This window comes from Chromobacterium sp. Rain0013 (assembly GCF_015291765.1).
GTDB lineage: Bacteria > Pseudomonadota > Gammaproteobacteria > Burkholderiales > Chromobacteriaceae > Chromobacterium > Chromobacterium haemolyticum.
Window position 1 is genome coordinate 2,056,765 of the sequence record NZ_CP031514.1, and the last position, 23,196, is coordinate 2,079,960.

14 protein-coding genes, 3 tRNA genes and 3 rRNA genes are annotated in these 23,196 nt (G+C 58.0%); 16 read left to right on the forward strand and 4 right to left on the reverse strand.

Features of this window, described 5'->3' with window-relative positions:
- The first annotated feature begins 3 nt into the window (after positions 1–3).
- The 11 genes from DXT74_RS09680 (at position 4) to DXT74_RS09730 (ending at position 12,143) form a co-directional block, all read left to right on the forward strand.
- The gene (locus tag DXT74_RS09680) at positions 4–633 is read left to right on the forward strand and encodes a tetratricopeptide repeat protein (protein WP_114152507.1); all 630 of its coding nucleotides are present in this window, start codon (positions 4–6) and stop codon (positions 631–633) included.
- Positions 634–637: 4 nt separating this feature from the next.
- Positions 638–1,777 carry an outer membrane protein assembly factor BamB gene (gene bamB / locus DXT74_RS09685; protein ID WP_019104353.1) on the forward strand — a complete coding sequence of 380 codons (1,140 nt, stop codon included), beginning with the start codon at positions 638–640 and terminating at the stop codon, positions 1,775–1,777.
- Between the two features lie 13 nt (positions 1,778–1,790).
- Positions 1,791–3,218: a ribosome biogenesis GTPase Der gene (der, locus tag DXT74_RS09690; RefSeq protein WP_019104354.1), complete on the forward strand. Its 1,428-nt coding sequence runs from the start codon at positions 1,791–1,793 to the stop codon at positions 3,216–3,218.
- An 89-nt stretch (positions 3,219–3,307) separates the two neighbouring features.
- Positions 3,308–3,565: an RNA chaperone Hfq gene (gene hfq / locus DXT74_RS09695; RefSeq protein ID WP_039756760.1), complete on the forward strand. Its 258-nt coding sequence runs from the start codon at positions 3,308–3,310 to the stop codon at positions 3,563–3,565.
- Positions 3,566–3,662: 97 nt separating this feature from the next.
- Complete coding sequence (gene hflX / locus DXT74_RS09700; protein ID WP_043640549.1) at positions 3,663–4,793, forward strand: ribosome rescue GTPase HflX; 1,131 nt, start codon at positions 3,663–3,665, stop codon at positions 4,791–4,793.
- The gene (gene hflK, locus DXT74_RS09705) at positions 4,780–5,994 is read left to right on the forward strand and encodes an FtsH protease activity modulator HflK (RefSeq protein ID WP_052370755.1); all 1,215 of its coding nucleotides are present in this window, start codon (positions 4,780–4,782) and stop codon (positions 5,992–5,994) included. The genes hflX and hflK overlap by 14 nt, the downstream gene beginning before the upstream one ends.
- A gap of 3 nt (positions 5,995–5,997) precedes the next feature.
- On the forward strand, positions 5,998–6,879 hold the full coding sequence (gene hflC / locus DXT74_RS09710) for a protease modulator HflC (protein WP_039756762.1): 882 nt from the start codon (positions 5,998–6,000) through the stop codon (positions 6,877–6,879).
- A gap of 126 nt (positions 6,880–7,005) precedes the next feature.
- The gene (locus DXT74_RS09715; protein WP_194427841.1) at positions 7,006–8,157 is read left to right on the forward strand and encodes an ATP phosphoribosyltransferase regulatory subunit; all 1,152 of its coding nucleotides are present in this window, start codon (positions 7,006–7,008) and stop codon (positions 8,155–8,157) included.
- 34 nt (positions 8,158–8,191) lie between these two features.
- Entirely contained in the window at positions 8,192–9,487 is a 1,296-nt protein-coding gene (locus DXT74_RS09720; protein WP_019104360.1) for an adenylosuccinate synthase, read from the forward strand.
- Between the two features lie 102 nt (positions 9,488–9,589).
- Entirely contained in the window at positions 9,590–10,639 is a 1,050-nt protein-coding gene (locus tag DXT74_RS09725) for an oxidoreductase (RefSeq protein ID WP_194427842.1), read from the forward strand.
- 112 nt (positions 10,640–10,751) lie between these two features.
- Entirely contained in the window at positions 10,752–12,143 is a 1,392-nt protein-coding gene (locus tag DXT74_RS09730) for an MFS transporter (RefSeq protein WP_231138308.1), read from the forward strand.
- A gap of 48 nt (positions 12,144–12,191) precedes the next feature.
- Here DXT74_RS09730 and DXT74_RS09735 read toward each other — a convergent pair.
- The 3 genes from DXT74_RS09735 to DXT74_RS09745 all read right to left on the reverse strand — a co-directional run bounded on the left by DXT74_RS09735 (position 12,192) and on the right by DXT74_RS09745 (position 12,571).
- Positions 12,192–12,278, reverse strand: a tRNA-Leu gene (locus DXT74_RS09735).
- 64 nt (positions 12,279–12,342) lie between these two features.
- A tRNA-Leu gene (locus DXT74_RS09740) sits at positions 12,343–12,429 on the reverse strand.
- A gap of 55 nt (positions 12,430–12,484) precedes the next feature.
- Positions 12,485–12,571, reverse strand: a tRNA-Leu gene (locus DXT74_RS09745).
- A gap of 73 nt (positions 12,572–12,644) precedes the next feature.
- Here DXT74_RS09745 and rnr point away from each other — a divergent pair.
- The 4 genes from rnr to rrf all read left to right on the forward strand — a co-directional run bounded on the left by rnr (position 12,645) and on the right by rrf (position 20,717).
- Complete coding sequence (gene rnr, locus DXT74_RS09750; protein ID WP_194427843.1) at positions 12,645–15,353, forward strand: ribonuclease R; 2,709 nt, start codon at positions 12,645–12,647, stop codon at positions 15,351–15,353.
- Positions 15,354–15,753: 400 nt separating this feature from the next.
- Positions 15,754–17,289 (forward strand): 16S ribosomal RNA (locus DXT74_RS09755).
- Positions 17,290–17,591: 302 nt separating this feature from the next.
- A 23S ribosomal RNA gene (locus DXT74_RS09760) occupies positions 17,592–20,480 on the forward strand.
- 122 nt (positions 20,481–20,602) lie between these two features.
- Positions 20,603–20,717, forward strand: a 5S ribosomal RNA gene (gene rrf, locus DXT74_RS09765).
- Together the 16S, 23S and 5S rRNA genes form the textbook arrangement of a ribosomal RNA operon.
- 36 nt (positions 20,718–20,753) lie before the next feature.
- On the opposite strand, the gene DXT74_RS23020 is transcribed toward rrf, so the two are convergent.
- The gene (locus tag DXT74_RS23020) at positions 20,754–20,882 is read right to left on the reverse strand and encodes a hypothetical protein (protein ID WP_255524798.1); all 129 of its coding nucleotides are present in this window, start codon (positions 20,880–20,882) and stop codon (positions 20,754–20,756) included.
- A gap of 117 nt (positions 20,883–20,999) precedes the next feature.
- Between DXT74_RS23020 and DXT74_RS09770 the strand changes: the two genes are divergently transcribed.
- A complete protein-coding gene (locus DXT74_RS09770) occupies positions 21,000–23,195 on the forward strand; it encodes an ATP-binding protein (protein WP_162788097.1) in 2,196 nt (731 codons plus the stop codon).
- Position 23,196 lies beyond the last annotated feature (1 nt).

The window sequence follows — 23,196 nt, forward strand, 5'->3', positions numbered from 1 at the left end:
GCAATGGCGTTCGACTTGCAGGAACAAGAACAGATTGATTCGATCAAGGCCTTCTGGCAGCAGTGGGGCAAGCTGATTGCCGGCGTGCTGGCGGCGTCCGCCATTGCCTATCTGGGTTTCAAAGGCTACCGCTATCATCAGGAGCAGCAGGCGCAAAAAGCGGCGGCCGCGTACGAGAACATCGACGCGGCGGTAGCCGCCAAGGACATCGCCAAGTTGAAGTCGGCGGTAACCCTGTTGCAGAACGACTTTAGCTCCTCGGCCTATGCCACGCGGGGCTCGCTGATTCTGGCCAAGGCCGCTTTCGACAAGAGCGACCTTGCGTTGGCCAAGAGTCAGTTGGAGTGGGTGCTGGCCAATAGCAAGGACGAATCGGTAAGCGCCATCGCCCGTCTGCGCCTGGCTTCCTTGCTGCTGGATCTGAAAACTTACGACGCCGCGATCGCGGAACTGAACAAGGAACACCCCGCCGGTTTCGACGCGTTGTTCCTGGATTTGAAGGGCGATGTGCTGGTCGCCAAGGGCGACGCCGCAGCCGCGCGCGACGCCTACAAATCGGCGCTGGCCAAGTTGGTGGGCGATTCGCCCAACCGCCAGTTCATCCAGACCAAACTTGATGCGCTGGGAGGCTGATCGCATGCGCCGCCAATTGTTGCTGACCGCTGTGCTGTCCTCCTCGCTGCTGGCCGGTTGCGCCAGCTGGTTTGAAGGAAATACCCAGTTCAAGCCCACCCCGCTTGCCGCGATCAAACCCTTGCAGGGTTTGGACGTTAAATGGACAGCGACTCAGGCCGCGCCGGCTGCCGGCTTCCTGCCGGTATACGCCAACGGCCTGGTGGTGAGCGCCGACGCCGATGGCCGCGTGCGCAGCATCGACGCCCTTAGCGGCCGCGTTAGCGCGGATGTGGACCTGAAGCGCAAGCTGAGCGCAGGTGTCGCCGTGGCTGGCGATATGGTGCTGGTGGGCACTCAGGACGCCAAGTTGTTGGCGGTGGAGCGCGCCAGCGGCAAAGTGCTGTGGCAACAGCCGCTGACCAGCTTGATGCTGGAGGCTCCGCAGGTGGCCGGAGACATGGTGCTGGTGCGTACCAACGACGCGCGCCTGACCGGGTTCTCCCTGAGCGATGGCGGCAAGCAGCTGTGGTCCAGCGGCAATGTGCTGCCGCAGCTGACCGTGCGCAACAACGGCTCGATGCAGGCGGTGGGCAAGGAGGCGGTGATGGTGGGGCAAGCCGGCGGCCGCCTGGACATCATCAACCCGCAGACCGGCAACGCCTTGTGGCAGGGCGCGGTGGCCAATCCGCGCGGCGCCACCGAACTGGAACGGATGACCGACGTGACTTCGCGGCCGGTGTTCGACGCCGGCCAGGTGTGCGCGGTGGCCTATCAGGGACGAGTGGCCTGCTTTGAGGCGCGTTCCGGCAATTTGCTGTGGGCGCGTGAAATTTCCTCCAGCCGCGGCCTGGCCGTGGATGGACGCAATGTCTACGTGACCGCGGAAGACGGCTCTGTCTGGGCGTTTGACCGCGGCACCGGCCGCAATATTTGGAAAACCGACGACCTGAAATATCGGGACGTCACCGGCCCCGCGCTGTTGGGCCGCTTCGTGTTGGTTGGCGATGGCGAAGGTTACGCCCATCTGCTATCCAATGAGAGCGGCAGCATCGTAGGCCGAGTCAAGGTCGGGTCCGCCCTGGCCAATCAACCGGTGTCGCTGGGTTCGTCCGCCTTGATGCAAGGCAAGGACGGGCGTCTGGCGATGCTGACTTTGGGATAATAAAGCAGTATTCATGAAACCTACCGTAGCTCTGGTCGGCCGCCCCAATGTGGGCAAGTCGACCTTATTCAACCGGCTGACCCGCAGCCGCGACGCCCTGGTCGCCGACCAGCCCGGCCTGACGCGCGATCGCCACTATGGCCATGGCCGCGTGGGCGAGAAGCCGTATCTGGTGGTCGATACCGGCGGCTTCGAGCCGGTGGTGGACGAAGGCATCTTGTTTGAGATGGCCAAGCAGACGCTGCAGGCCGTGGACGAAGCCGATGCCGTGGTGTTCCTGGTGGATGGTCGAAACGGCCTGACGCCGCAAGATAAAATCATCGCCAACCGTTTGCGCCAGTTGCAGCGCCCGGTCTTCCTCGCCGTCAACAAGGCGGAAGGGATGCGTCACGCCATCGCCGGCGCGGAATTCCACGAGCTCGCGCTGGGCGAGCCGTTGGTGATCTCCGCCGCTCATGGCGACGGCGTGCGCGAATTGATGGAATTGGTGCTGGCGGACTTCCCCGAAGAAGTGGAAGAAGAAGCCTCGCGCCACCCCAAATTCGCGGTGATCGGCCGGCCCAATGTCGGCAAGTCCACCCTGGTCAACGCCATCTTGGGCGAAGAGCGCGTCATCGCCTTTGACCAGGCGGGCACCACTCGCGACAGCATATATATTGATTTTGAGCGAGATGGCCATACCTACACCATCATTGACACCGCCGGCGTGCGTCGTCGGGCCAAGGTCAGCGAGATGCTGGAGAAGTTCTCGGTGATCAAGACCATGAAGGCGATCGAAGACGCCAACGTGGCGGTGCTGGTGCTGGATGCCCAACTGGATATTTCCGAGCAGGATGCCACCATCGCCGGTTTTGCGTTGGAAGCGGGCCGGGCACTGGTGGTGGCGGTGAACAAATGGGACAACCTGGACGGGGAGCAAAAGGAAACAGTGCGCCGCGAGATCGCGCGCAAACTGAACTTCCTGGATTTTGCAAAGTTCCATTACATCTCCGCCATTGAAGGCCGCGGCGTGGCAGACTTGTTCAAGTCCATCGACGAGGCCTACAAGGCGGCCATGGCCAAACTGGCCACGCCCAAGCTGACCCGAGTGCTACAAGTGGCGCTGGAACGTCAGCAGCCTCCGCGCTCAGGCCTGATTCGCCCGAAGATGCGCTATGCGCACCAGGGGGGGCAGAATCCGCCCATTATTGTTGTGCACGGCAATGCGCTGGATGCGGTGCCGAACAGTTATACCCGCTATCTGGAACATACTTTCCGGAAAGTGTTCAAGCTGCAGGGCACGCCGTTGCGCGTGCAGTACAAGTCTTCGGAAAATCCGTTCGACACCGACGACGGCAAGGAGAAGTCCCGAGCCAAGCCCAAGCCGATGTCCAAAATGCGCGGACGCGAAAAAGAAGTGCGTTACGGCAAGAACGGCAAGGGCAGCAGCAGTAAAAAATAGTACGCCGGGATGTTTTCTGCTAATAATAAGCAGACAACCGGGCTGTAAGGTTCAGTTAATACAACAATCAACGATTCGGAGAATAACGAATGAGCTCTAAAGGGCAAATGTTACAAGACCCGTTCCTGAACATCCTGCGTAAGGAACATGTGCCGGTGTCCATCTACCTGGTGAACGGCATTAAACTTCAGGGTCAGGTAGAATCCTTTGACCAGTACGTGGTGCTGTTGAAAAACACGGTGACCCAGATGGTGTACAAACACGCCATTTCCACCGTCGTGCCCGCCCGTCCGGTCAATCTTCCCCATGAACACCCGGTGCAAAAGCAGGAGCAGCAAGACGCCTAAAGCGTTGCTGTGCTTGTAACCGGGCCGATCGGCCGCGCCAATCAGGCGCGGCTTGTCGGCCTTTTATCTTTTGCGCCCCAACTATGGTTTCCGAATAGTGTTTGATCGTCCCGACTTAGGCGACCAGGCGGTTCTGGTCTGCCTGGATTTTGGAGATGCCGATTACCAGGAAAACATCGCCGAGTGCGCCGAGCTGGTCAAGAGCGCCGGCGTCGAGGTGATGGGCGTGGTGCAGGGCAAGCGGCAGCGCCCGGACGCCGCGTTGTTCGCGGGCAAGGGCAAGGTTGAGGAAATCGGCCTGCTGGTGCGCGCCACTGATGCCAATGTAGTGATATTCAACCATGCCTTGGCGCCTGGTCAGGAGCGCAATCTGGAGCGGGCGCTGCAGTGTCGCGTCATCGACCGCAACAGTCTGATTCTGGATATTTTCGCGCAGCGCGCGCGCAGCCATGAGGGCAAGCTGCAAGTCGAATTGGCCCAGCTGTCCCATATGTCTACCCGCCTGGTGCGCGGCTGGACCCACTTGGAGCGGCAAAAGGGCGGCATCGGTCTGCGCGGCCCCGGCGAAACCCAGCTTGAAACCGACCGTCGGCTGCTGGGCATCCGCGTCAAGGCGCTGAAAGAGCGTCTGGCCCAAGTGCAAAAACAACGCAATACTCAGCGCAAAGGACGCGGACGAGCCGGCATTGCTTCGGTGTCCATCGTCGGCTACACCAACGCCGGCAAGTCCACCTTGTTCAATGCGCTGACCAAGGCGCGCATCTATGCCGCGGACCAGCTGTTCGCTACGCTGGACACCACCAGCCGCAAGCTGTTTCTTAACCACGAGACATCCATCGTGATTTCCGATACGGTGGGCTTTATCCGCGATCTGCCCCACACTCTGGTGGCCGCGTTCCGCGCGACCCTGGAAGAAACCGTGCGTGCGGACCTCTTGTTGCATGTGGTGGATTGTTCCAGCGATATGCGCGATGTGCAGATCGAGGAAGTCAACAAAGTGTTGACGGAGATCGGCGCGGACGGCATTCCGCAACTGCTGGTCTGGAACAAGTGCGATCTGCGCGAAATGGAGCCGGAGATTGAGCGCGACGCGACGGGCCGTCCGGTTTCTGTGCGGGTTTCGGCCCTGACCGGCGCCGGCCTGGAACTCTTGCGCGCGGCGGTTGCCGAATGCGTGCATCCTTCCCAAAACAACCATAAAGACTATTACGAGCATGTCGCAGAATGACCCTAACCGAGGCCGCCGAGGCAATGAAGGGCCGCCGGACCTCGATGAAGTATTCCGCAACCTAAATCAGAAGCTGTCGAGGCTGCTGGGCGCCAAGGGCAGCGGCGCCGGCGGAGGCCCGGCGTCCAGCGCCAAGCCGCCGTTCAAAGGCGGCGCTGTCGCCGTGGTCGGTGTATTGGCCGCGCTGTGGCTGGCCAGCGGTTTCTACGTGGTGGACGCGCGCGAGCAAGGCGTGGTGCTGCGTCTGGGCAGCTTCAACCGGGTAACAGAGCCGGGGCTGCAATGGCACGCGCCGTTCCCGATTGAAAAGGTGGAGATCGTTAACCTGACCGAAGTGCGCAGCGTGGAAGTCGGCTACCGCAATACCGCCCAAACGCGGGTTGCGGAAGAGTCGCTGATGCTGACCTCGGACCAGAACATCATCGATGTCCAACTGTCGGTGCAATACGACATCAAGGACGCGCGCGCCTTCCTGTTCAACAACGCCTCGCGCGAGCGCGACGCGAAGGACATCGTCAAGCAAGCGACCGAAACCGCGATCCGTGAAGTGGTGGGACGCAACAAGGTCGATTTCGTGCTGAACGAAGGGCGAACCCAGATCGCGGTGGAAACTCAGAAGTTGATTCAGGAAGTGCTGGATCGCTACTCTCTGGGCGTGCGCATCGCCAAAGTCAACATCAATGCGGTGCAGCCGCCCGAGCAAGTGTTGGCGGCCTTCGACGACGCGGTGAAGGCGGGTCAGGACAAGGACAAGCTGCGCAACGAAGGCTTGGCTTACGCCAACGAGGTGCTGCCCAAGGCCCAGGGCCTGGCCGCGCGTCTGCAGCAGGAGGCCGAGGCCTACGAGCAGAAAGTGGTCTCCCGCGCGGAAGGCGACGCATCGCGCTTCAAGCAAGTGTTGTCTGAATACAACAAGGCGCCCAAAGTCATGCGCGATCGCCTGTATCTGGACATGATGCAGCAGATCATGAGCAGCACCACCAAGGTGGTGGTGGATCAGAAGGGCGGCAATAATCTGTTGTACTTGCCCTTGGACAAACTGATTCAGCAAAGCAGTCCGGGAGCCTCCGGCGCCGCGGCCCCCGCCGCCGGCACGGCACCACAGCCGCCGGAGCCTACGCCGCCGGCCGCTCAGGCCGGCAGTGGCAAAGGGGGGCGGGACGTGACCCGCGGTCGTGATTTTTTTGGGGCGGAGCGATAAGCAATGGATAGACTGATTCCGACTGTAGTTGCCATAGCCGGTGTGCTATTTGTTGCCAGCCTGTCGCTGTTCACCGTGGATCAGCGCCAGTACGCGTTGGTTTTCCAGTTTGGCGAAGTGGTGCGCATCATCAAGGAGCCGGGCATCCAGTTCAAGGTGCCGCTGTTGCAGAACGTGCGTTATTTCGACCGCCGCGTGCAGACCATCGACGCCGAGGCGCCGGAATTGTTCAATACCCGCGAGAAAAAGAACGTGTTGGTGGACAGTTTCGTCAAATGGCGCGTGGTGGACGTTGAGCAGTTCTATAAGAGCGTGGGCTCCGAGGCGGCCGCTGTGGCGCGTTTGAAACAGACCATCAATGACGGCCTGCGCGCGGAATTCGGCCAAAAGATGGTTGCCGACGTCATTTCCGGCAAGCGCGACCAGGTGATGGATACGGTTCGCAAGCGCGCTGACGCGGATGCGCGTAAAATAGGCGTACAAATTCTCGACGTGCGCTTAAAACGAGTCGATTTTCCGGATAAAATAAGCAGTTCGGTTTTCGATCGCATGCAGTCCGAGCGCCGCACCGTAGCCAGCCAGTTGCGCAGCGAGGGCGCCGCGGACGCAGAGCGTATCCGGGCTGAAGCGGATAAGCAGCGCGAAGTGGTTCTGGCCGAAGCGTATCGCCAGGCTCAGGACTTGAAGGGCAAGGGCGATGCCAAGGCGGCGGCGATCTACGCCGAGGCTTACGGCAGGAACCCGGACTTCTACGCCTTCTGGCGCAGCATGGACGCCTACAAGGAGTCGTTCAAGAACAAGAGCGACGTCTTGGTGCTGGAGCCGAGCAGCGAGTTCTTCAAGTATTTCAAGAACCCGCAGTCTGGAGCGGCCAAGGCCAAGTAAACGGTCAAGGCTGGCGAAAGACGCCGCGCAAAACAATCGGAGTATGGAACACTGGCCGGGGCGACCTGGCCAGTTTGCTGATAACAAGGCGGGGGCTTCCCGCCTTTTATTCTGTTGAAAAGAATCATGCGTAATTGGCTGTTACCGGAATACATCGCGGATATTCTGCCCGCCACCGCGCGCCAGGTGGAGTCCGCCAAGGCGGCGATGCTGGAAGGCTTTCGCGTGGCGGGCTATGAGTTGGTGCTGCCGCCGCTGATCGAGTACATCGATTCACTGGTCAGCGAGGAAGACGCTTCGCTCGAGCTCAAAACCTTCAAGCTGGACGATCAGTTGTCCGGCCGGCAAATGGGCTTGCGCGCCGACATCACGCCCCAAGTGTCGCGCATTGATGCGCATCTGCTTGGCGAGCGCACCGGCGTCACTCGGCTGTGCTACGCCGGCAGCGTGGTGCATACCCGGCCGGACGGCCTGGCCAGCTCCCGCGAGCCGCTGCAAGTGGGGGCGGAGTTGTACGGCTACGCCGGCATCGAGGCTGACCTGGAAATCATCGAATTGATGCTGGGCACCTTGGAGCGCGCCGGCGTGTCCGGCCTGCGGCTGGACATCGGGCATATGGCGATTTATCGCGGCATTGCCGCCGCCGCCGGTTTGTCGGGGGAGACCAGCCGGGCGCTGTTCGCCAAGCTGCGGAGCAAGGACTTAGCCAGCATTCGCGAGTTGGTCTGTGATGTCGCCGAACCGTACCGCAGCGCTTTTCTGGCCTTGCCGGAATTGTATGGTCCGATCGAAGAGCTGGACCGGGCGCGCTCCCGTCTACCGTCCTTGCCCGAGGTGGAACTTGGCTTGATGCAGCTGTCCGCGGTAGCCAAGGCGCTGGAGGGCCGGGTGGCCCTGAGTTTCGACCTGACCGAATTGCGCGGCACTCAGTATCACAACGGTCTGCTGTTCGCAGCCTATGCTGAGGGCTGGGCCGAGGAGCTGGCGCGTGGCGGGCGCTACGATAATGTTGGCCGCCGTTTTGGCCGCGCCCGACCAGCGACTGGCTTCAGTCTGGATTTGCGCGACTTGATCCGCATCCTGCCCGAGCAAGGCTCGGTCAGGGGGATTCGCCTGGCCGGCAAGCACTGGCCCCAGGCGCGGGCCGAAGTGGCTCGCCTGCGCGAGGCGGGCGAGATGGTGGTGATTGATTATCTGGGCGAGTCCGCCCAGGCTTTGAATTGTGATCGCGAGCTGACCCCGGACGGCTCGGATTGGCATGTGGTTTCATTTAACTGATTTTTGAATCTGACTGAAGAAGAGGTTTTTTCCAATGTCCAAGAACGTTGTCGTGATCGGTACCCAGTGGGGTGATGAAGGCAAGGGCAAGATCGTTGACTGGCTGACCGACCACGCGCGTGCCGTGGTTCGCTTCCAAGGCGGCCACAACGCGGGCCACACTCTGGTGGTGGGCGGCAAGAAAACTGTGCTGCGCCTGATTCCGTCCGGCATTCTGCGTGATGATGTCGAGTGCTTTATCGGCAATGGCGTGGTGTTGTCCCCGGAAGCCTTGCTCAAGGAGATCGACGAGCTGGAAACCGCCGGCGTTAACGTCGCCGCTCGCCTGAAAATTTCCGAAGGCTGCCCGCTGATCCTGCCGTACCACGTCGCTTTGGATCAGGCTCGCGAAGCCGCCAAGGGCGCCGGCAAGATCGGCACCACCGGCCGCGGCATCGGCCCCTGCTATGAAGACAAGGTGGCGCGCCGCGCCTTGAAGGTGATCGACCTGTTCGACACCGCCCGCTTTGCCGAGAAGTTGAAGGAAAACGTCGAATACTACAACTTCATGCTGACCAAGCTGTTCCAGGCTGAGCCGGTGAGCTTCGACGCCATCCTGGCCGACACCTTGAAACTGGCCGAGCGCATCAAGCCGATGGTGGCCGATGTATCCCGCACCCTGTACGACATGAACCAGGCGGACATCCCGCTGCTGTTCGAAGGCGCGCAAGGCACCCTGCTGGACATCGACCACGGCACCTATCCGTACGTGACCTCGTCCAACTGCGTGGCCGGTGCCGCAGCGCCGGGCGCCGGCGTGGCTCCGCAAATGCTCAACTATGTGCTGGGCATCGTGAAGGGCTACACCACCCGCGTGGGTTCTGGTCCGTTCCCGACCGAGCAAGAGAACGATATCGGCATGTTCCTGGCCAAACGCGGCAATGAATTCGGTTCGGTCACCGGCCGCCCGCGCCGCTGTGGCTGGTTCGACGCCGCCGCGCTCAAGCGTTCTATCCAGATCAACGGTGTGTCCGGCTTGTGCGTGACTAAGCTGGATGTGATGGATGGTCTGGAAGAGATCAAACTGTGCGTGGGTTACACCCTGGACGGTGAAAAGGTGGATATCCTGCCGTTTGGCTCCGACGCGGTCAGCAAGTGCGTGCCGGTATATGAAACCATGCCCGGCTGGAGCGAAAGCACCTTCGGCGCCAAGCGCTGGGAAGATCTGCCGGCCAATGCCCAGGCTTACCTGACCCGTATCGCCGAAGTGTGCGGCGCGCCGGTGGACATCATCTCCACTGGTCCTGACCGTGAAGAAACCATCGTGATGCGTCATCCCTTCGGTCTGTAAGTCCGATTTGGCTCATCGCCGGAAACCCGCCTGCCAGGCGGGTTTTTTCATGCTCGCGGCGGGCGTAGACTGTTTGGATTCTGGTTTCCGAAAGCAAAACACATGCAGCCATTGAATGTCGCCTTGGTGGGCTACGGCTATGCAGGCAAGACTTTTCACGCGCCCTTGATCTCCGCCACGCCCGAGCTGAAGCTGGCCGCCGTGGTCAGCAGCCGGCCGGACGGGGTGAGGGCGGATTGGCCGCAGGTGCCGGTGCTGGCCGGTTTAGAGCAGGCCTTGCTTGACCCCGCCATCGATATGCTTGTTATCGCCAGCCCCAACCGATTGCATTATCCGCAGGCGCGCTCGGGTTTGATGGCAGGTAAGCACGTGGTGGTGGACAAGCCGTTCACAGTGACGCAGGCGGAGGCGCGGGAGCTGTGCTTGATGGCTGAGCGGCCGGGCAGCCCGCTGTTATCGGTGTTTCACAATCGACGTTGGGATGCTGATTTTCTGGCGCTCAAGGCCTTGTTGGCTGGCGGTGAGTTGGGGGCGCTCAGCCATTTCGAGTCCCATTTCAACCGTTATCGGCCGCAGGTCCGCGCGCGTTGGCGCGAGCAGGACCAACCGGGAGCAGGGCTGTGGTACGACCTGGGACCGCACTTGCTCGATCAAGCCTTGCAGTTGCTGGGCTGGCCGCAGACGATTTATGCAAGCTTGTTCAAACAAAGGGCAGGGGCGCAGGCGACGGACTACTTTCACGTACAGCTGGGCTATGCGGAGTATCAGGCGGTGCTGCACGGTTCCTGCTTGGTCAGCGGCGGCGTTCCGCGCTTTAGTTTGCACGGCGCGCTCGCCAGTTACGTCAAGTTCGGCCTGGATAGCCAGGAAGACTATTTGAAGCGTGGCGGCCGCCCTGGCGAAGCGGGCTGGGGCGTGGACCTTGAGCCGGGCATCTTGTTCCGTCTGCGGGACGACGGAGAAATACGGGAGCCCCGGCCATCGCCTTTGGGGGATTATCGCGATTTCTACTGTGAGGTGGCTCGCGCCGCGCAAGGCTTGGGGCCTAATCCGGTGACGGCGAGGGACGCGTGGAGGGTGATAGCCTTGTTGGAACAAGGAGAGCGGAGCGCGCGGGAAGGGCGACGCCTGTTTTGCCTCCCGGTCGCTTGAGAGAGGCCCCGGCTTTCGCTTTACGTTTCGACATCATTTGCGCCGCCCTGTCTCCTTGTCCCAGCGGCAGCCGGTGCTACACTGGCGTTTCCTTTCCTGAAATTTTATCGTCATGCAGCTTAAGCTCGCCGCCGGCATGGTGACCCCGTTGATCGTGGCCACCGCCTTGTTCATGGAGAACATGGACGCCACAGTGATCTCCACCTCTTTGCCGGCTATCGCGCGCGACCTGTTGGTGGAGCCGATTGGTTTGAAGTTGGCGCTGACGTCTTATCTGGTCAGCTTGGCCGTGTTTATCCCCATTAGCGGCTGGATGGCGGACCGGTTTGGCTCGCGGCGTATTTTCCGCGCTGCCATCGCCGTTTTTGTATTGGGTTCGGTGTTGTGCGCGCTTGGCAATACATTGGGCGGCTTTGTGCTGGCGCGCTTTGTGCAAGGTATCGGCGGCGCAATGATGGTGCCGGTGGGGCGTTTAGTGATTTTGCGCACCACGGCGAAAGCGGATTTGGTGCGGGCGCTCAGTTATTTGACGGTTCCCGCTTTGCTGGGGCCGGTCATCGGGCCGCCCTTGGGCGGTTTCATCAGCACCTATCTGCATTGGCGCTGGATATTCTTGATCAATATTCCTATTGGCGTGCTGGGCTGGGTGCTTGCCAAGCGTCACATCGAAGACTTGAAGGACGAACAAGTGCCGCCGCTGGACTGGTTGGGCTTTGCCTTGAGCGGAGTTGGTTTGTCCTTGTTGATGCTGGGTCTGGCTTCCGAAGGCAAGCATTTGATCTCGGTGCAATGGTCGGCGCTGCTAGCGGTGATTGGCGCCGGCTTGCTGTGGCTTTATCTGCTGCATTATCGTCGCGCGGCTCATCCCTTGCTGGACTTGTCCTTGTTGCGCTTGCCCACTTTTCATGCCGGCGTGGTGGGCGGCTTCGTGTTCCGAGTCGGCATTGGCGCCACGCCCTTCTTGTTGCCGCTGATGTTGCAACTGGGCCTGGGTCTCAATCCTTTTGTCTCCGGTTTGTTGACCTGTTCTACCGCGGTGGGCGCCATTTTCATGAAGACGCTGGTGATGCGCATACTGCGGCGTTACGGCTTCCGCAGGGTATTGATGGTTAATAGCATGCTGGCGGGCCTTTCCATCGCGGCGTACGCCTTGTTCTACGAGGCGCCGAGTTATGTTTGGATGCTGCTGGTCTTCGTATTGGGAGGTTGTCTCCGCTCTTTGCAGTTCACCAGCCTGAACGCGATTTCTTTTGCCGAGGTTGAGTCGGGACGCATGAGCCATGCCACCAGTCTTTCAGGGGTGGCGCAGCAGTTGGCTGCGGGTTGCGGGGTGACGGCAGGGGCTTTTGTCGTGCAGGGAGTGAGCGGAATGCAGGGACATGCGGTCTTGACCGTGGTCGATTTTGCCTGGGCTTTCGCCATTATGGGCACCTTGACCATGTTGTCCAGCCTGATGTTTGCCACGCTGGATCCGCGAGCCGGGGAAGAGTTGGCCTCGCGCTGAGAAGAGAAATGCAAAAGCCCCGTTGATCATAGATCAACGGGGCTTTATTGGTGCCCAGGAGAAGACTCGAACTTCCACACCCTTGCGGGCGCTAGGACCTGAACCTAGTGCGTCTACCAATTCCGCCACCTGGGCATAAAACTTATATTGTTTTACTGCTGGACTACGATATAAACGTCATCGGAGTCATTTAAATTGTTGGTGCCCAAGAGAAGACTCGAACTTCCACACCCTTGCGGGCGCTAGGACCTGAACCTAGTGCGTCTACCAATTCCGCCACCTGGGCCAACCAAATTGTTACTATACAGAGCGAACATCACGATTACAATAGAGTAAATCAGTGGTGCCCAAGAGAAGACTCGAACTTCCACACCCTTGCGGGCGCTAGGACCTGAACCTAGTGCGTCTACCAATTCCGCCACCTGGGCTTCGCTTTGCTGTATTATTTCGCTGCATCTCTGCAACGAGATGCGAATTATAGACATATTCTTGAGGGTGTCAATGGCTAGAACACAAAAAAAACAAAAGACCCTGTCCCTCCGCGAACAGGACCCCTTCCTGGAACGGGAAAAACTTAAATATTCCAATCCCTTGCCGAGCCGAGAGTTCGTTTTAAAAATTTTGGCTGAGCAGGGGGTGCCGCTATTTCCTGATGAATTGGCGCGCATGTTGTCGATTACGCGAGCCGAATCTATTTATTTCGAACGCCGCTTGCGGGCAATGGAGCGAGACGGCGAAGTCATCATCAATCGCAAAGGCGCAGTCTGCGTCGCTCAAAAGCTGGACTTGATCAAGTGCAAAGTGTCCGGTCACCGCGATGGCTACGGTTTTGCCATCCCGGATGAAAGCGAAGGCCAGGGCGGAGATATTTTCCTGCCAGAGCGGGAAATGAAAAAAGCGATGCATGGCGATCGGGTGATGGTCCGCCCGTCCGGCCTTGATCGTCGAGGCCGGCAGGAAGGCAAGATCGTCGAGGTGTTGGATCATGTGGTGACGCGGTTGGTCGGCCGCATCAACCGCGTCCGGGGCGTGTGGGTGGTGACGGCGGAAGACCGCCGCATCAACCACGATATTCTGATTGAGCCGGGTGGAGAGGCGGGCGCCAAGGATGGCCAGGTTGTCATGGTGGAAATCCTTCAATACCCGGATGCCTACCGTCAGCCTGTTGGCCAAGTAGTGGAAGTGCTGGGTAACTACGCCGACCCAGGCATGGAAATCGAAATTGCGCTGCGCAAGCACGATCTGCCTCATCAATTCCCTGAGGCAGCGCTGGCGCAAGCAAAGGCGACACCGAAAAAGGTGCGCAAGAAAGATTGGACCAAGGATCGAGTCGACCTGCGTGATCTGCCCTTGGTGACGATAGACGGCGAAACCGCGCGCGACTTTGATGATGCCGTATATGCCGAGAAGCAGGGCAAGGGCTTCCGTTTGATCGTGGCGATTGCCGACGTCAGCTTTTACGTAGAGCCCGGCGACGCTTTGGATCAGGAAGCGCTTAACCGCGGCACTTCGGTCTATTTTCCGCGCCGCGTCATTCCGATGCTGCCGGAAGCCCTGTCCAACGGGATCTGCTCGCTGAATCCGGATGTGGAGCGGATGTGTATGGTCTGCGATATGCAGATCAACGCCAAGGGCGTGGTCAAGCGCTATCAGTTCTATCCGGCGGTGATGCTGTCCAAGGCGAGGTTGACCTACAACCAGGTTTGGGAGTGGATTCAGAAGGGAAGCGACAGCCCGGTGTTGCCGCAGATCCAGACCTTGTACTCGTTGTTCAAGGTGTTGCTTGCGGCGCGCAGTCAGCGCGGGGCGATCGAGTTCGACTCGGTGGAAACCCAGATGATCTTCAACGACGCGGGCAAGATCGAACGCATCGTGCCCGTTGTGCGCAACGACGCGCACCGCCTGATTGAAGAGTGCATGCTGGCGGCCAACGTTTGTGCCGCTGATTTCCTGGAGAAGAACGGGCACAAAGCCTTGTATCGGGTGCATGAAGGGCCGACTGAAGAGAAGCTGGAGAATCTGCGCAACTATCTGCGCCTGGTCGGCTTGAGCTTGGGCGGCGGTGAAAAACCCACCGCTAAAGACTATGCCAAATTGGCCGAGCAGATTCATGGACGGCCCGACGCGCCGGTACTGCAGACCATGTTGCTGCGCTCCATGCAGCAAGCGGTTTATACCCCGGACAATAACGGGCACTTTGGTCTGGCTTACGAGGCCTACGCTCATTTCACTTCTCCGATTCGCCGCTACCCGGACCTGTTGGTGCATCGCTCGATCAAGGCTGTGCTTAAAGGCGGTAAATACAAGCCTGGCAAGTGGGCGCAACTGGGCGTGCATTGTTCAATGACCGAACGCCGGGCGGACGATGCCAGCCGTGATGTGGAGTCCTGGCTGAAAACCTACTATATGCGAGACAAGGTGGGTGAGATCTTCAAGGGCAAGATCTGTGCGGTGACCAGCTTTGGCGTATTCGTGTTGTTGGATGATGTGTATGTCGAGGGTTTGGTGCATATCTCGGAGTTGGGCAAGGACTACTTCCACTTCAAGAAGGACGTCCAGGCGATCGTCGGGGAGAAAAGCGGCATGCAATACCGCTTGGGCGATACTCTGACTGTGAAGGTGATGAGCGCTAACCTGGAAAGTGCCCAAGTCGACTTCGCTCTGGTTAAGGAGGGGGACCTGCAGGTTCCTAGGCCGGTTCCCGCACGTAGTGTTGGGGCGCGCCCAGCTGGTCCGCGTAGGGGCTCCGAGTCCAAGCTCGTGGAAGCGAAGCCTTCTGCATTGCCGGCTGCGCCCAAGGGACGAAGCCGGGGGACTGTCCAATCGCCGGCGCCGAAGCCAGTGGTGAATCAGCCCGTAGCAAGCAAGCCAGCAACGAGCAAGCCAGCAACGAACAAGCCAGCAACGAACAAGCCAGCAACGAACAAGCCAGCAACGAACACCGCGGGCAAGCCTCTTGAAAATAAGCCCGTGTCGAACCTGACTGCTCCGAAAGTCGCAGGGGCAACGCCCGCGACAGCCAAACCCGTTGTTAAACGGTCCGTGGCATCCAAGTCGGTGCCTGCGGAGTCGATGCCGGCGGTTGAGGCTGCTGCGGATAAGTCTGGTGCTATTGAGCGCAAGCCTTCGGTTGAGGGGGCTTCGCCTGCGCCGCGCCAACGCAAGCCGTCAGTGCGTCGGAGCAGCAGTAAGCGCCGTAGCGAGGACTGATCTTTCGGAGGCGCTTCTATATAAATAGGAGTATCTAGGGTGTGACGGGCCGGCGTTTCGCCGGTCCGTTTTTCATGGATAGTCGGGACATGGGGCGGGGGTTGGTAAATACCCTTTATGGATATTCGTTGCCGCATCAAGGGTTTGCCCGGCATGGGGCGTTGTTGTTGAGGTTTTTGTCGCAAAAGGTGTTGACGGGTTTAGGGGCGTGACGTATAGTTCGCCTCCTCAGCAGACAACGCAGCGACGGAAACGAAACGCAGCGATCTGCACCGATCTTTAACAGAACGAATAACCGATAGGTGTAAGTGCTCGGTCGATGACCAAACACTTGCACTGCAAGACGAGAAATGTCTCGATGTTTCTTTGATCTTGCGTGCCAGAAAATTTGCTTGGAATTGAACTGAAGAGTTTGATCCTGGCTCAGATTGAACGCTGGCGGCATGCTTTACACATGCAAGTCGAACGGTAACAGGGTGCTTGCACCGCTGACGAGTGGCGAACGGGTGAGTAATGCATCGGAATGTACCGTGTAATGGGGGATAGCTCGGCGAAAGCCGGATTAATACCGCATACGCCCTGAGGGGGAAAGTGGGGGACCGTAAGGCCTCACGTTATACGAGCAGCCGATGTCTGATTAGCTAGTTGGTGGGGTAAAGGCTCACCAAGGCAACGATCAGTAGCGGGTCTGAGAGGATGATCCGCCACACTGGGACTGAGACACGGCCCAGACTCCTACGGGAGGCAGCAGTGGGGAATTTTGGACAATGGGCGCAAGCCTGATCCAGCCATGCCGCGTGTCTGAAGAAGGCCTTCGGGTTGTAAAGGACTTTTGTCCGGGAGCAAATCCCAGTGGTTAATACCTACTGGGGCTGAGAGTACCGGAAGAATAAGCACCGGCTAACTACGTGCCAGCAGCCGCGGTAATACGTAGGGTGCAAGCGTTAATCGGAATTACTGGGCGTAAAGCGTGCGCAGGCGGTTGTGCAAGTCTGATGTGAAAGCCCCGGGCTTAACCTGGGAACGGCATTGGAGACTGCACGACTAGAGTGCGTCAGAGGGGGGTAGAATTCCGCGTGTAGCAGTGAAATGCGTAGAGATGCGGAGGAATACCGATGGCGAAGGCAGCCCCCTGGGATGACACTGACGCTCATGCACGAAAGCGTGGGGAGCAAACAGGATTAGATACCCTGGTAGTCCACGCCCTAAACGATGTCAACTAGCTGTTGGGGGTTTGAATCCTTGGTAGCGAAGCTAACGCGAGAAGTTGACCGCCTGGGGAGTACGGCCGCAAGGTTAAAACTCAAAGGAATTGACGGGGACCCGCACAAGCGGTGGATGATGTGGATTAATTCGATGCAACGCGAAAAACCTTACCTGGTCTTGACATGTAACGAACGCTGCAGAGATGTGGCGGTGCCCGAAAGGGAGCGTTAACACAGGTGCTGCATGGCTGTCGTCAGCTCGTGTCGTGAGATGTTGGGTTAAGTCCCGCAACGAGCGCAACCCTTGCCATTAGTTGCCATCATTAAGTTGGGCACTCTAATGGGACTGCCGGTGACAAACCGGAGGAAGGTGGGGATGACGTCAAGTCCTCATGGCCCTTATGACCAGGGCTTCACACGTCATACAATGGTCGGTACAGAGGGTCGCGAAGCCGCGAGGTGGAGCCAATCTCATAAAACCGATCGTAGTCCGGATCGCACTCTGCAACTCGAGTGCGTGAAGTCGGAATCGCTAGTAATCGCAGATCAGCATGCTGCGGTGAATACGTTCCCGGGTCTTGTACACACCGCCCGTCACACCATGGGAGTGAGTTTCACCAGAAGTGGGTAGGCTAACCGTAAGGAGGCCGCTTACCACGGTGGGATTCATGACTGGGGTGAAGTCGTAACAAGGTAGCCGTAGGGGAACCTGCGGCTGGATCACCTCCTTTCTAGAGAAGGTTGTTGATCGAGTACTTACAGCCTATCGGTTATTCGCGAGTTTGAGTATCGCGATCAGAGTGCTTAATGAGTACTGTGATCGCGTTGTTTAAACGCACTGATCTTTAACAAACTGAAGAAGCCGAATATATAAAGACGGCGAGAAAGACGATGGAGTTAAGTCTTCATTGGCTGGATCGTCATCTTGGGTATTTGATTGTATCTAGGCTACGTCGCCATATCAAAAGGGGCGGTGTAGTCGTCGCACAAACACAACTTGTTGTTTTAGTGATCCAGGTTACTGAAATGATAGGGTCAAGCGACTAAGTGCATCTGGTGGATGCCTTGGCGATCATAGGCGAAGAAGGACGTGTAAGCCTGCGAAAAGCGCGGGGGAGCTGGCAATAGAGCTTTGATCCCGCGATGTCCGAATGGGGAAACCCCTCCGCAAGGAGATCCCGTGCTGAATACATAGGCACGAGGAGGCGAACGCAGCGAACTGAAACATCTAAGTAGCTGCAGGAAAAGAAATCAACCGAGATTCCGTTAGTAGTGGCGAGCGAACGCGGAAGAGCCTGTACGTGTTATGGATTGTGTTAGTGGAAGGTTCATGGAAAGGACTGCCATAGTGGGTGATAGCCCCGTACACGAAAACGCATTCCAAGGACTAGGCGTACGATAAGTAGGGCGGGACACGAGAAATCCTGTCTGAAGATGGGGGGACCATCCTCCAAGGCTAAATACTCATGATCGACCGATAGTGAACCAGTACCGTGAGGGAAAGGCGAAAAGAACCCCGGGAGGGGAGTGAAATAGAACCTGAAACCGGATGCATACAAACAGTGGGAGCGGACTTGTTCCGTGACTGCGTACCTTTTGTATAATGGGTCAGCGACTTACGTTCAGTAGCGAGCTTAACCGAATAGGGGAGGCGTAGGGAAACCGAGTCCGAATAGGGCGATTTAGTTGCTGGGCGTAGACCCGAAACCGAGTGATCTATCCATGGCCAGGATGAAGGTGCGGTAACACGCACTGGAGGTCCGAACCCACTAGTGTTGCAAAACTAGGGGATGAGCTGTGGATAGGGGTGAAAGGCTAAACAAACTCGGAGATAGCTGGTTCTCCCCGAAAACTATTTAGGTAGTGCCTCATGTATCACTTCCGGGGGTAAAGCACTGTTATGGCTAGGGGGTCATTGCGATTTACCAAACCATGGCAAACTCTGAATACCGGAAAGTGCGAGCATGGGAGACAGACGGTGGGTGCTAACGTCCATCGTCAAGAGGGAAACAACCCAGACCGCCAGCTAAGGTCCCAAATGATCAGTTAAGTGGTAAACGAAGTGGGAAGGCCTAGACAGCCAGGATGTTGGCTTAGAAGCAGCCATCATTTAAAGAAAGCGTAATAGCTCACTGGTCGAGTCGTCCTGCGCGGAAGATGTAACGGGGCTCAAACTGATAACCGAAGCTGCGGATTTGCACGTAAGTGCAGATGGTAGGGGAGCGTTCTGTAGGTCTGAGAAGGTGTCTCGTAAGGGATGCTGGAGATATCAGAAGTGCGAATGCTGACATGAGTAGCGATAAAGCGGGTGAAAAGCCCGCTCGCCGAAAGCCCAAGGTTTCCTACGCAACGTTCATCGGCGTAGGGTGAGTCGGCCCCTAAGGCGAGGCTGAAAAGCGTAGTCGATGGGAAACGGGTTAAAATTCCCGTACTTTTATGCAGTGCGATGTGGGGACGGAGAAGGTTAGGTCATCAGACTGTTGGAATAGTCTGTTTAAGCCGGTAGGCTGGGGAGGTAGGCAAATCCGCCTTCCCTTAAGGCCGAGACGTGATGACGAGGGTCTACGGACCTGAAGTGACTGATACCACGCTTCCAGGAAAAGCCACTAAGCTTCAGCTGCATAAGAACCGTACCGCAAACCGACACAGGTGGGCAGGATGAGAATTCTAAGGCGCTTGAGAGAACTCAGGAGAAGGAACTCGGCAAATTGATACCGTAACTTCGGGAGAAGGTATGCCTCTTAGAGTGAATCCCCTGCGGGAGGAGCTTTGAGAGGTCGCAGAGAATCGGTGGCTGCGACTGTTTAACAAAAACACAGCACTGTGCCAACACGAAAGTGGACGTATACGGTGTGACGCCTGCCCGGTGCTGGAAGGTTAAGTGATGGGGTGCAAGCTCTTGATCGAAGCCCCAGTAAACGGCGGCCGTAACTATAACGGTCCTAAGGTAGCGAAATTCCTTGTCGGGTAAGTTCCGACCCGCACGAATGGCGTAACGATGGCCACACTGTCTCCTCCTGAGACTCAGCGAAGTTGAAGTGTTTGTGAAGATGCAATCTCCCCGCTGCTAGACGGAAAGACCCCGTGAACCTTTACTGTAGCTTTGCATTGGACTTTGAACAGACTTGTGTAGGATAGGTGGGAGGCTATGAAGTGGGAACGCTAGTTCTCATGGAGCCGTCCTTGAAATACCACCCTGGTGTGTTTGAGGTTCTAACCTTGGTCCGTGATCCGGATTGGGGACAGTGCATGGTAGGCAGTTTGACTGGGGCGGTCTCCTCCCAAAGTGTAACGGAGGAGTTCGAAGGTTACCTAGGTACGGTCGGAAATCGTGCTGATAGTGCAATGGCAAAAGGTAGCTTAACTGCGAGACCGACAAGTCGAGCAGGTGCGAAAGCAGGACATAGTGATCCGGTGGTTCTGAATGGAAGGGCCATCGCTCAACGGATAAAAGGTACTCCGGGGATAACAGGCTGATACCGCCCAAGAGTTCACATCGACGGCGGTGTTTGGCACCTCGATGTCGGCTCATCACATCCTGGGGCTGTAGCCGGTCCCAAGGGTATGGCTGTTCGCCATTTAAAGTGGTACGTGAGCTGGGTTCAAAACGTCGTGAGACAGTTTGGTCCCTATCTGCAGTGGGCGTTGGAAGTTTGACGGGGGCTGCTCCTAGTACGAGAGGACCGGAGTGGACGCACCTCTGGTGTACCGGTTGTGACGCCAGTCGCATTGCCGGGTAGCTAAGTGCGGAAGAGATAACCGCTGAAAGCATCTAAGCGGGAAACTCGCCTGAAGATGAGACTTCCCTGAGGGCTTGACCCTCCTGAAGAGTCGTTCGAGACCAGGACGTTGATAGGTCGGGTGTGGAAGCGCTGTGAGGCGTTAAGCTAACCGATACTAATTGCTCGTGAGGCTTGATCCTATCATTTGAGTGGCTTGGGAGACTGAGCGACGAGATGTGGGTGTGCGACACAATTGAATACCGAATATATGTGGGCTGATCAAAGATCAGCCTAGGCTTCTTCTAGTTTGTACCAGTTTATGTCTGGTGGCCATAGCGAGGTGGTCCCACGCCTTCCCATCCCGAACAGGACCGTGAAACGCCTTAGCGCCGATGATAGTGTGGCATTCGCCATGTGAAAGTAGGACACCGCCAGACGCCCGATTGCGAAGCCCAGCTCAGACGAGCTGGGCTTTATGCATTGGTGCCAGCCATTTGGCTGGTGCGATTGATTTTCTCTTCTTCTTCCTGTCCCTGTTCTTCATCCCTTTGGCTTTCTCTTTGATTATTAAGCCATTGTTCTTTTTCGCTCTGTATTTTCACTTATTTTTACTGAGAATTCGTCTAATTACTCAGCAAAACCTATTGGTAATGAATAGAATTCCAGCATCAAGATAGGGAATCGAGGCGGGAATTTTGAGAAATTTCAGGCGGGACGGCGTGCATTTATTTGTATTGGCCTGGGCCCTCTGCGCGTTGTTGGTGACGGTGCTGTGGGGGATGGGCGAGCTGCAGCGTTTGAGGGATGAATTTGAGTCAGTGGCGCAGCGAGCGCACGCGATGGTGGCGCGCAAGTTGGATCAGAATGAGTCGGTATTGTCTTCTGTCGATGCGCTGATGGCGGCTAGCCGACCATTTGAGGTATCCGAGCTGTCTACTTTTGCGCGCGAATTGTTGCCTCACTATCCGCAGCTGCATTCCTTTATTTTTTTTCAAAGCGTGCCTTTGGCTGAACGCTTGCTCTTTTTGCGTCAGATGAGCGGCAAATTCGGTGAAACTTTTTACATTCGTGATTTTGATGTGGCGGGAAGCCGTGTGTGGCGACCAGCAGTTGTGCGTCCGCAGTCATTGGTGATTTCTATGCTGGAGCCTGATCGGCCGGAGGCCGGACCAATGTTTGGCTACGATATTTGGGGCGATGCCTATTTCCGACCGGCATTGAGTAGGGCCTTGGAGACCGGGCAACGGGTGGCCAGCGGGGCTTTCGAGTTGCATGAGGGGGGAGGGCGGGCTTATTTCCTGTTTCAGCCCTTATTCGAGGATAAAGATAAGGCGCCGGGCAAGGTAGTGGGCGTGGTGGGCTTGGTTGTATTTTGCGATCGCCTGTTGCAGGCACAGGCCTTGGAGAGCTTGTTGCCCGGATTGGATTTGACCTTGTATCAGGAGGGGGGCGCTGCGTCTAGGGCGCCGCTATTTCAACGTCTGCATACTTCATCCGAGCGGGACTGGTGGCCGGTGTTGCGTCGCTTGGAGGCTAGACTCCCGCTTTCAAGCGTGGCGCAGCCTTTTGTGCTGAGTGTGGCCAGGGATGTCAGGGTAACGGATTTGGCGCTGTTGCCGTGGTTGTGGCAGCAGTCGTTGTTGTTGGCTTTTTTCGTGTTCGCTGGTTTGGTTCACTTGCAACGCATGGCTTTACGGCATGAGCGTCAGCAATCGGACGAGGCGATTTTCCTGCAAAGCGAACGGGCATCCGTTACGCTGAGCGCGATTCATGATGGGGTGATCATTCTGCGGCAGGACCATGCTATCGAACTGGCTAATCCGATGGCTTTGGAATTGATGGGAATGACGGCGGACGAGGTGGTTGGCCGGGTTTGTCACGAGGTGTTCCATTTACAGGCCGAGTTGGCCGCGGAGTTGGCGGAGGACCCCATCCGGGAGTGTTTCCGGACCGCCCAGCCGGTGGTGTTGGCGGAGCGGATGCAACTGACGTCGGCTAGAGGGCTGATTCGTTCGGTTGAAGGAGGAGTGTCGCCACTGTTTTCTCGGGGGGGCGGTTTGATCGGCGTTGTGTGCGCTTTGCGCGATCTGGGGCCCTTGCGGCAGCGAACGGTGGCGGCGTTGGAGGCCAGCGAGAGCAAGGTCAAGGAGCATCTGGAGAAACTATCCCATGTGGCCCGGCTGCATACGATGGGTGAAATGGCGTCCGGCATCGCGCATGAGCTGAACCAGCCGCTGACGGCGATTGCCAACTATTGTCAGGCCAGCATCCAGTTGTTGGAAGGGGTGGAGGAGGCGCCTGCCCAGGTGAACGCTGCGTTGCGGCTGGCAGTGGCGCAAGCGGAAAGGGCGGGGGAGATCATCAAGCGCCTGCGCGCCCTGGTTAGCAAGAGGGCCATTGAGACGCGGCTGATCGACTTGAATCAGGTGGTTGGCAATTGCATGTTCCTGGCCGAGTACGACCTGAAGGAGCGCGGGATTGAGGTAGTGCAGTTGTTGTCGGGTTATCCCGTTGCCGTGTTGGCCGATAGCATACAGTTGGAGCAGGTGGTGCTGAACCTGCTATCGAACGCGATGGACGCATTGCGCGACGAGCCGATGATGAAGCGCCATGTGATCGTGCATACCCGGCGTGAAGGCAAGAAGGCGATCCTTGAGGTGCGCGATACCGGGCGCGGCATCACGCCGAACTCGTTGGAAGTGTTGTTTCACCCGTTCTTTTCGACCAAGCCGAACGGTATGGGGCTTGGTTTGTCGATCTGCCAGACGATTGTGGAGCAGTATGGCGGCTTGATCTCGGCGGAGAACATTCCTGCCAGCGGCGCTTGCTTTCGGATCGAGCTGCCGCTGTCGCGACAGGGCGAGCCGGAGCGTTCTTCTGTGCCGTCGCCGGATGGCTGCGGGGCGGGCGTCTGAG

Excerpts from the sequence above, each read along its gene's own strand:
- DXT74_RS09680 (WP_114152507.1), top strand. The coding sequence starts at position 4 with ATGGCGTTCGACTTGCAGGAACAAGAACAGATTGATTCGATCAAGGCC.
- bamB (WP_019104353.1), top strand. The coding sequence starts at position 638 with ATGCGCCGCCAATTGTTGCTGACCGCTGTGCTGTCCTCCTCGCTGCTG.
- der (WP_019104354.1), top strand. The coding sequence starts at position 1,791 with ATGAAACCTACCGTAGCTCTGGTCGGCCGCCCCAATGTGGGCAAGTCG.
- hfq (WP_039756760.1), top strand. The coding sequence starts at position 3,308 with ATGAGCTCTAAAGGGCAAATGTTACAAGACCCGTTCCTGAACATCCTG.
- hflK (WP_052370755.1), top strand. The coding sequence starts at position 4,780 with ATGTCGCAGAATGACCCTAACCGAGGCCGCCGAGGCAATGAAGGGCCG.
- hflC (WP_039756762.1), top strand. The coding sequence starts at position 5,998 with ATGGATAGACTGATTCCGACTGTAGTTGCCATAGCCGGTGTGCTATTT.
- DXT74_RS09715 (WP_194427841.1), top strand. The coding sequence starts at position 7,006 with ATGCGTAATTGGCTGTTACCGGAATACATCGCGGATATTCTGCCCGCC.
- DXT74_RS09720 (WP_019104360.1), top strand. The coding sequence starts at position 8,192 with ATGTCCAAGAACGTTGTCGTGATCGGTACCCAGTGGGGTGATGAAGGC.
- DXT74_RS09725 (WP_194427842.1), top strand. The coding sequence starts at position 9,590 with ATGCAGCCATTGAATGTCGCCTTGGTGGGCTACGGCTATGCAGGCAAG.
- DXT74_RS09730 (WP_231138308.1), top strand. The coding sequence starts at position 10,752 with ATGCAGCTTAAGCTCGCCGCCGGCATGGTGACCCCGTTGATCGTGGCC.
- rnr (WP_194427843.1), top strand. The coding sequence starts at position 12,645 with ATGGCTAGAACACAAAAAAAACAAAAGACCCTGTCCCTCCGCGAACAG.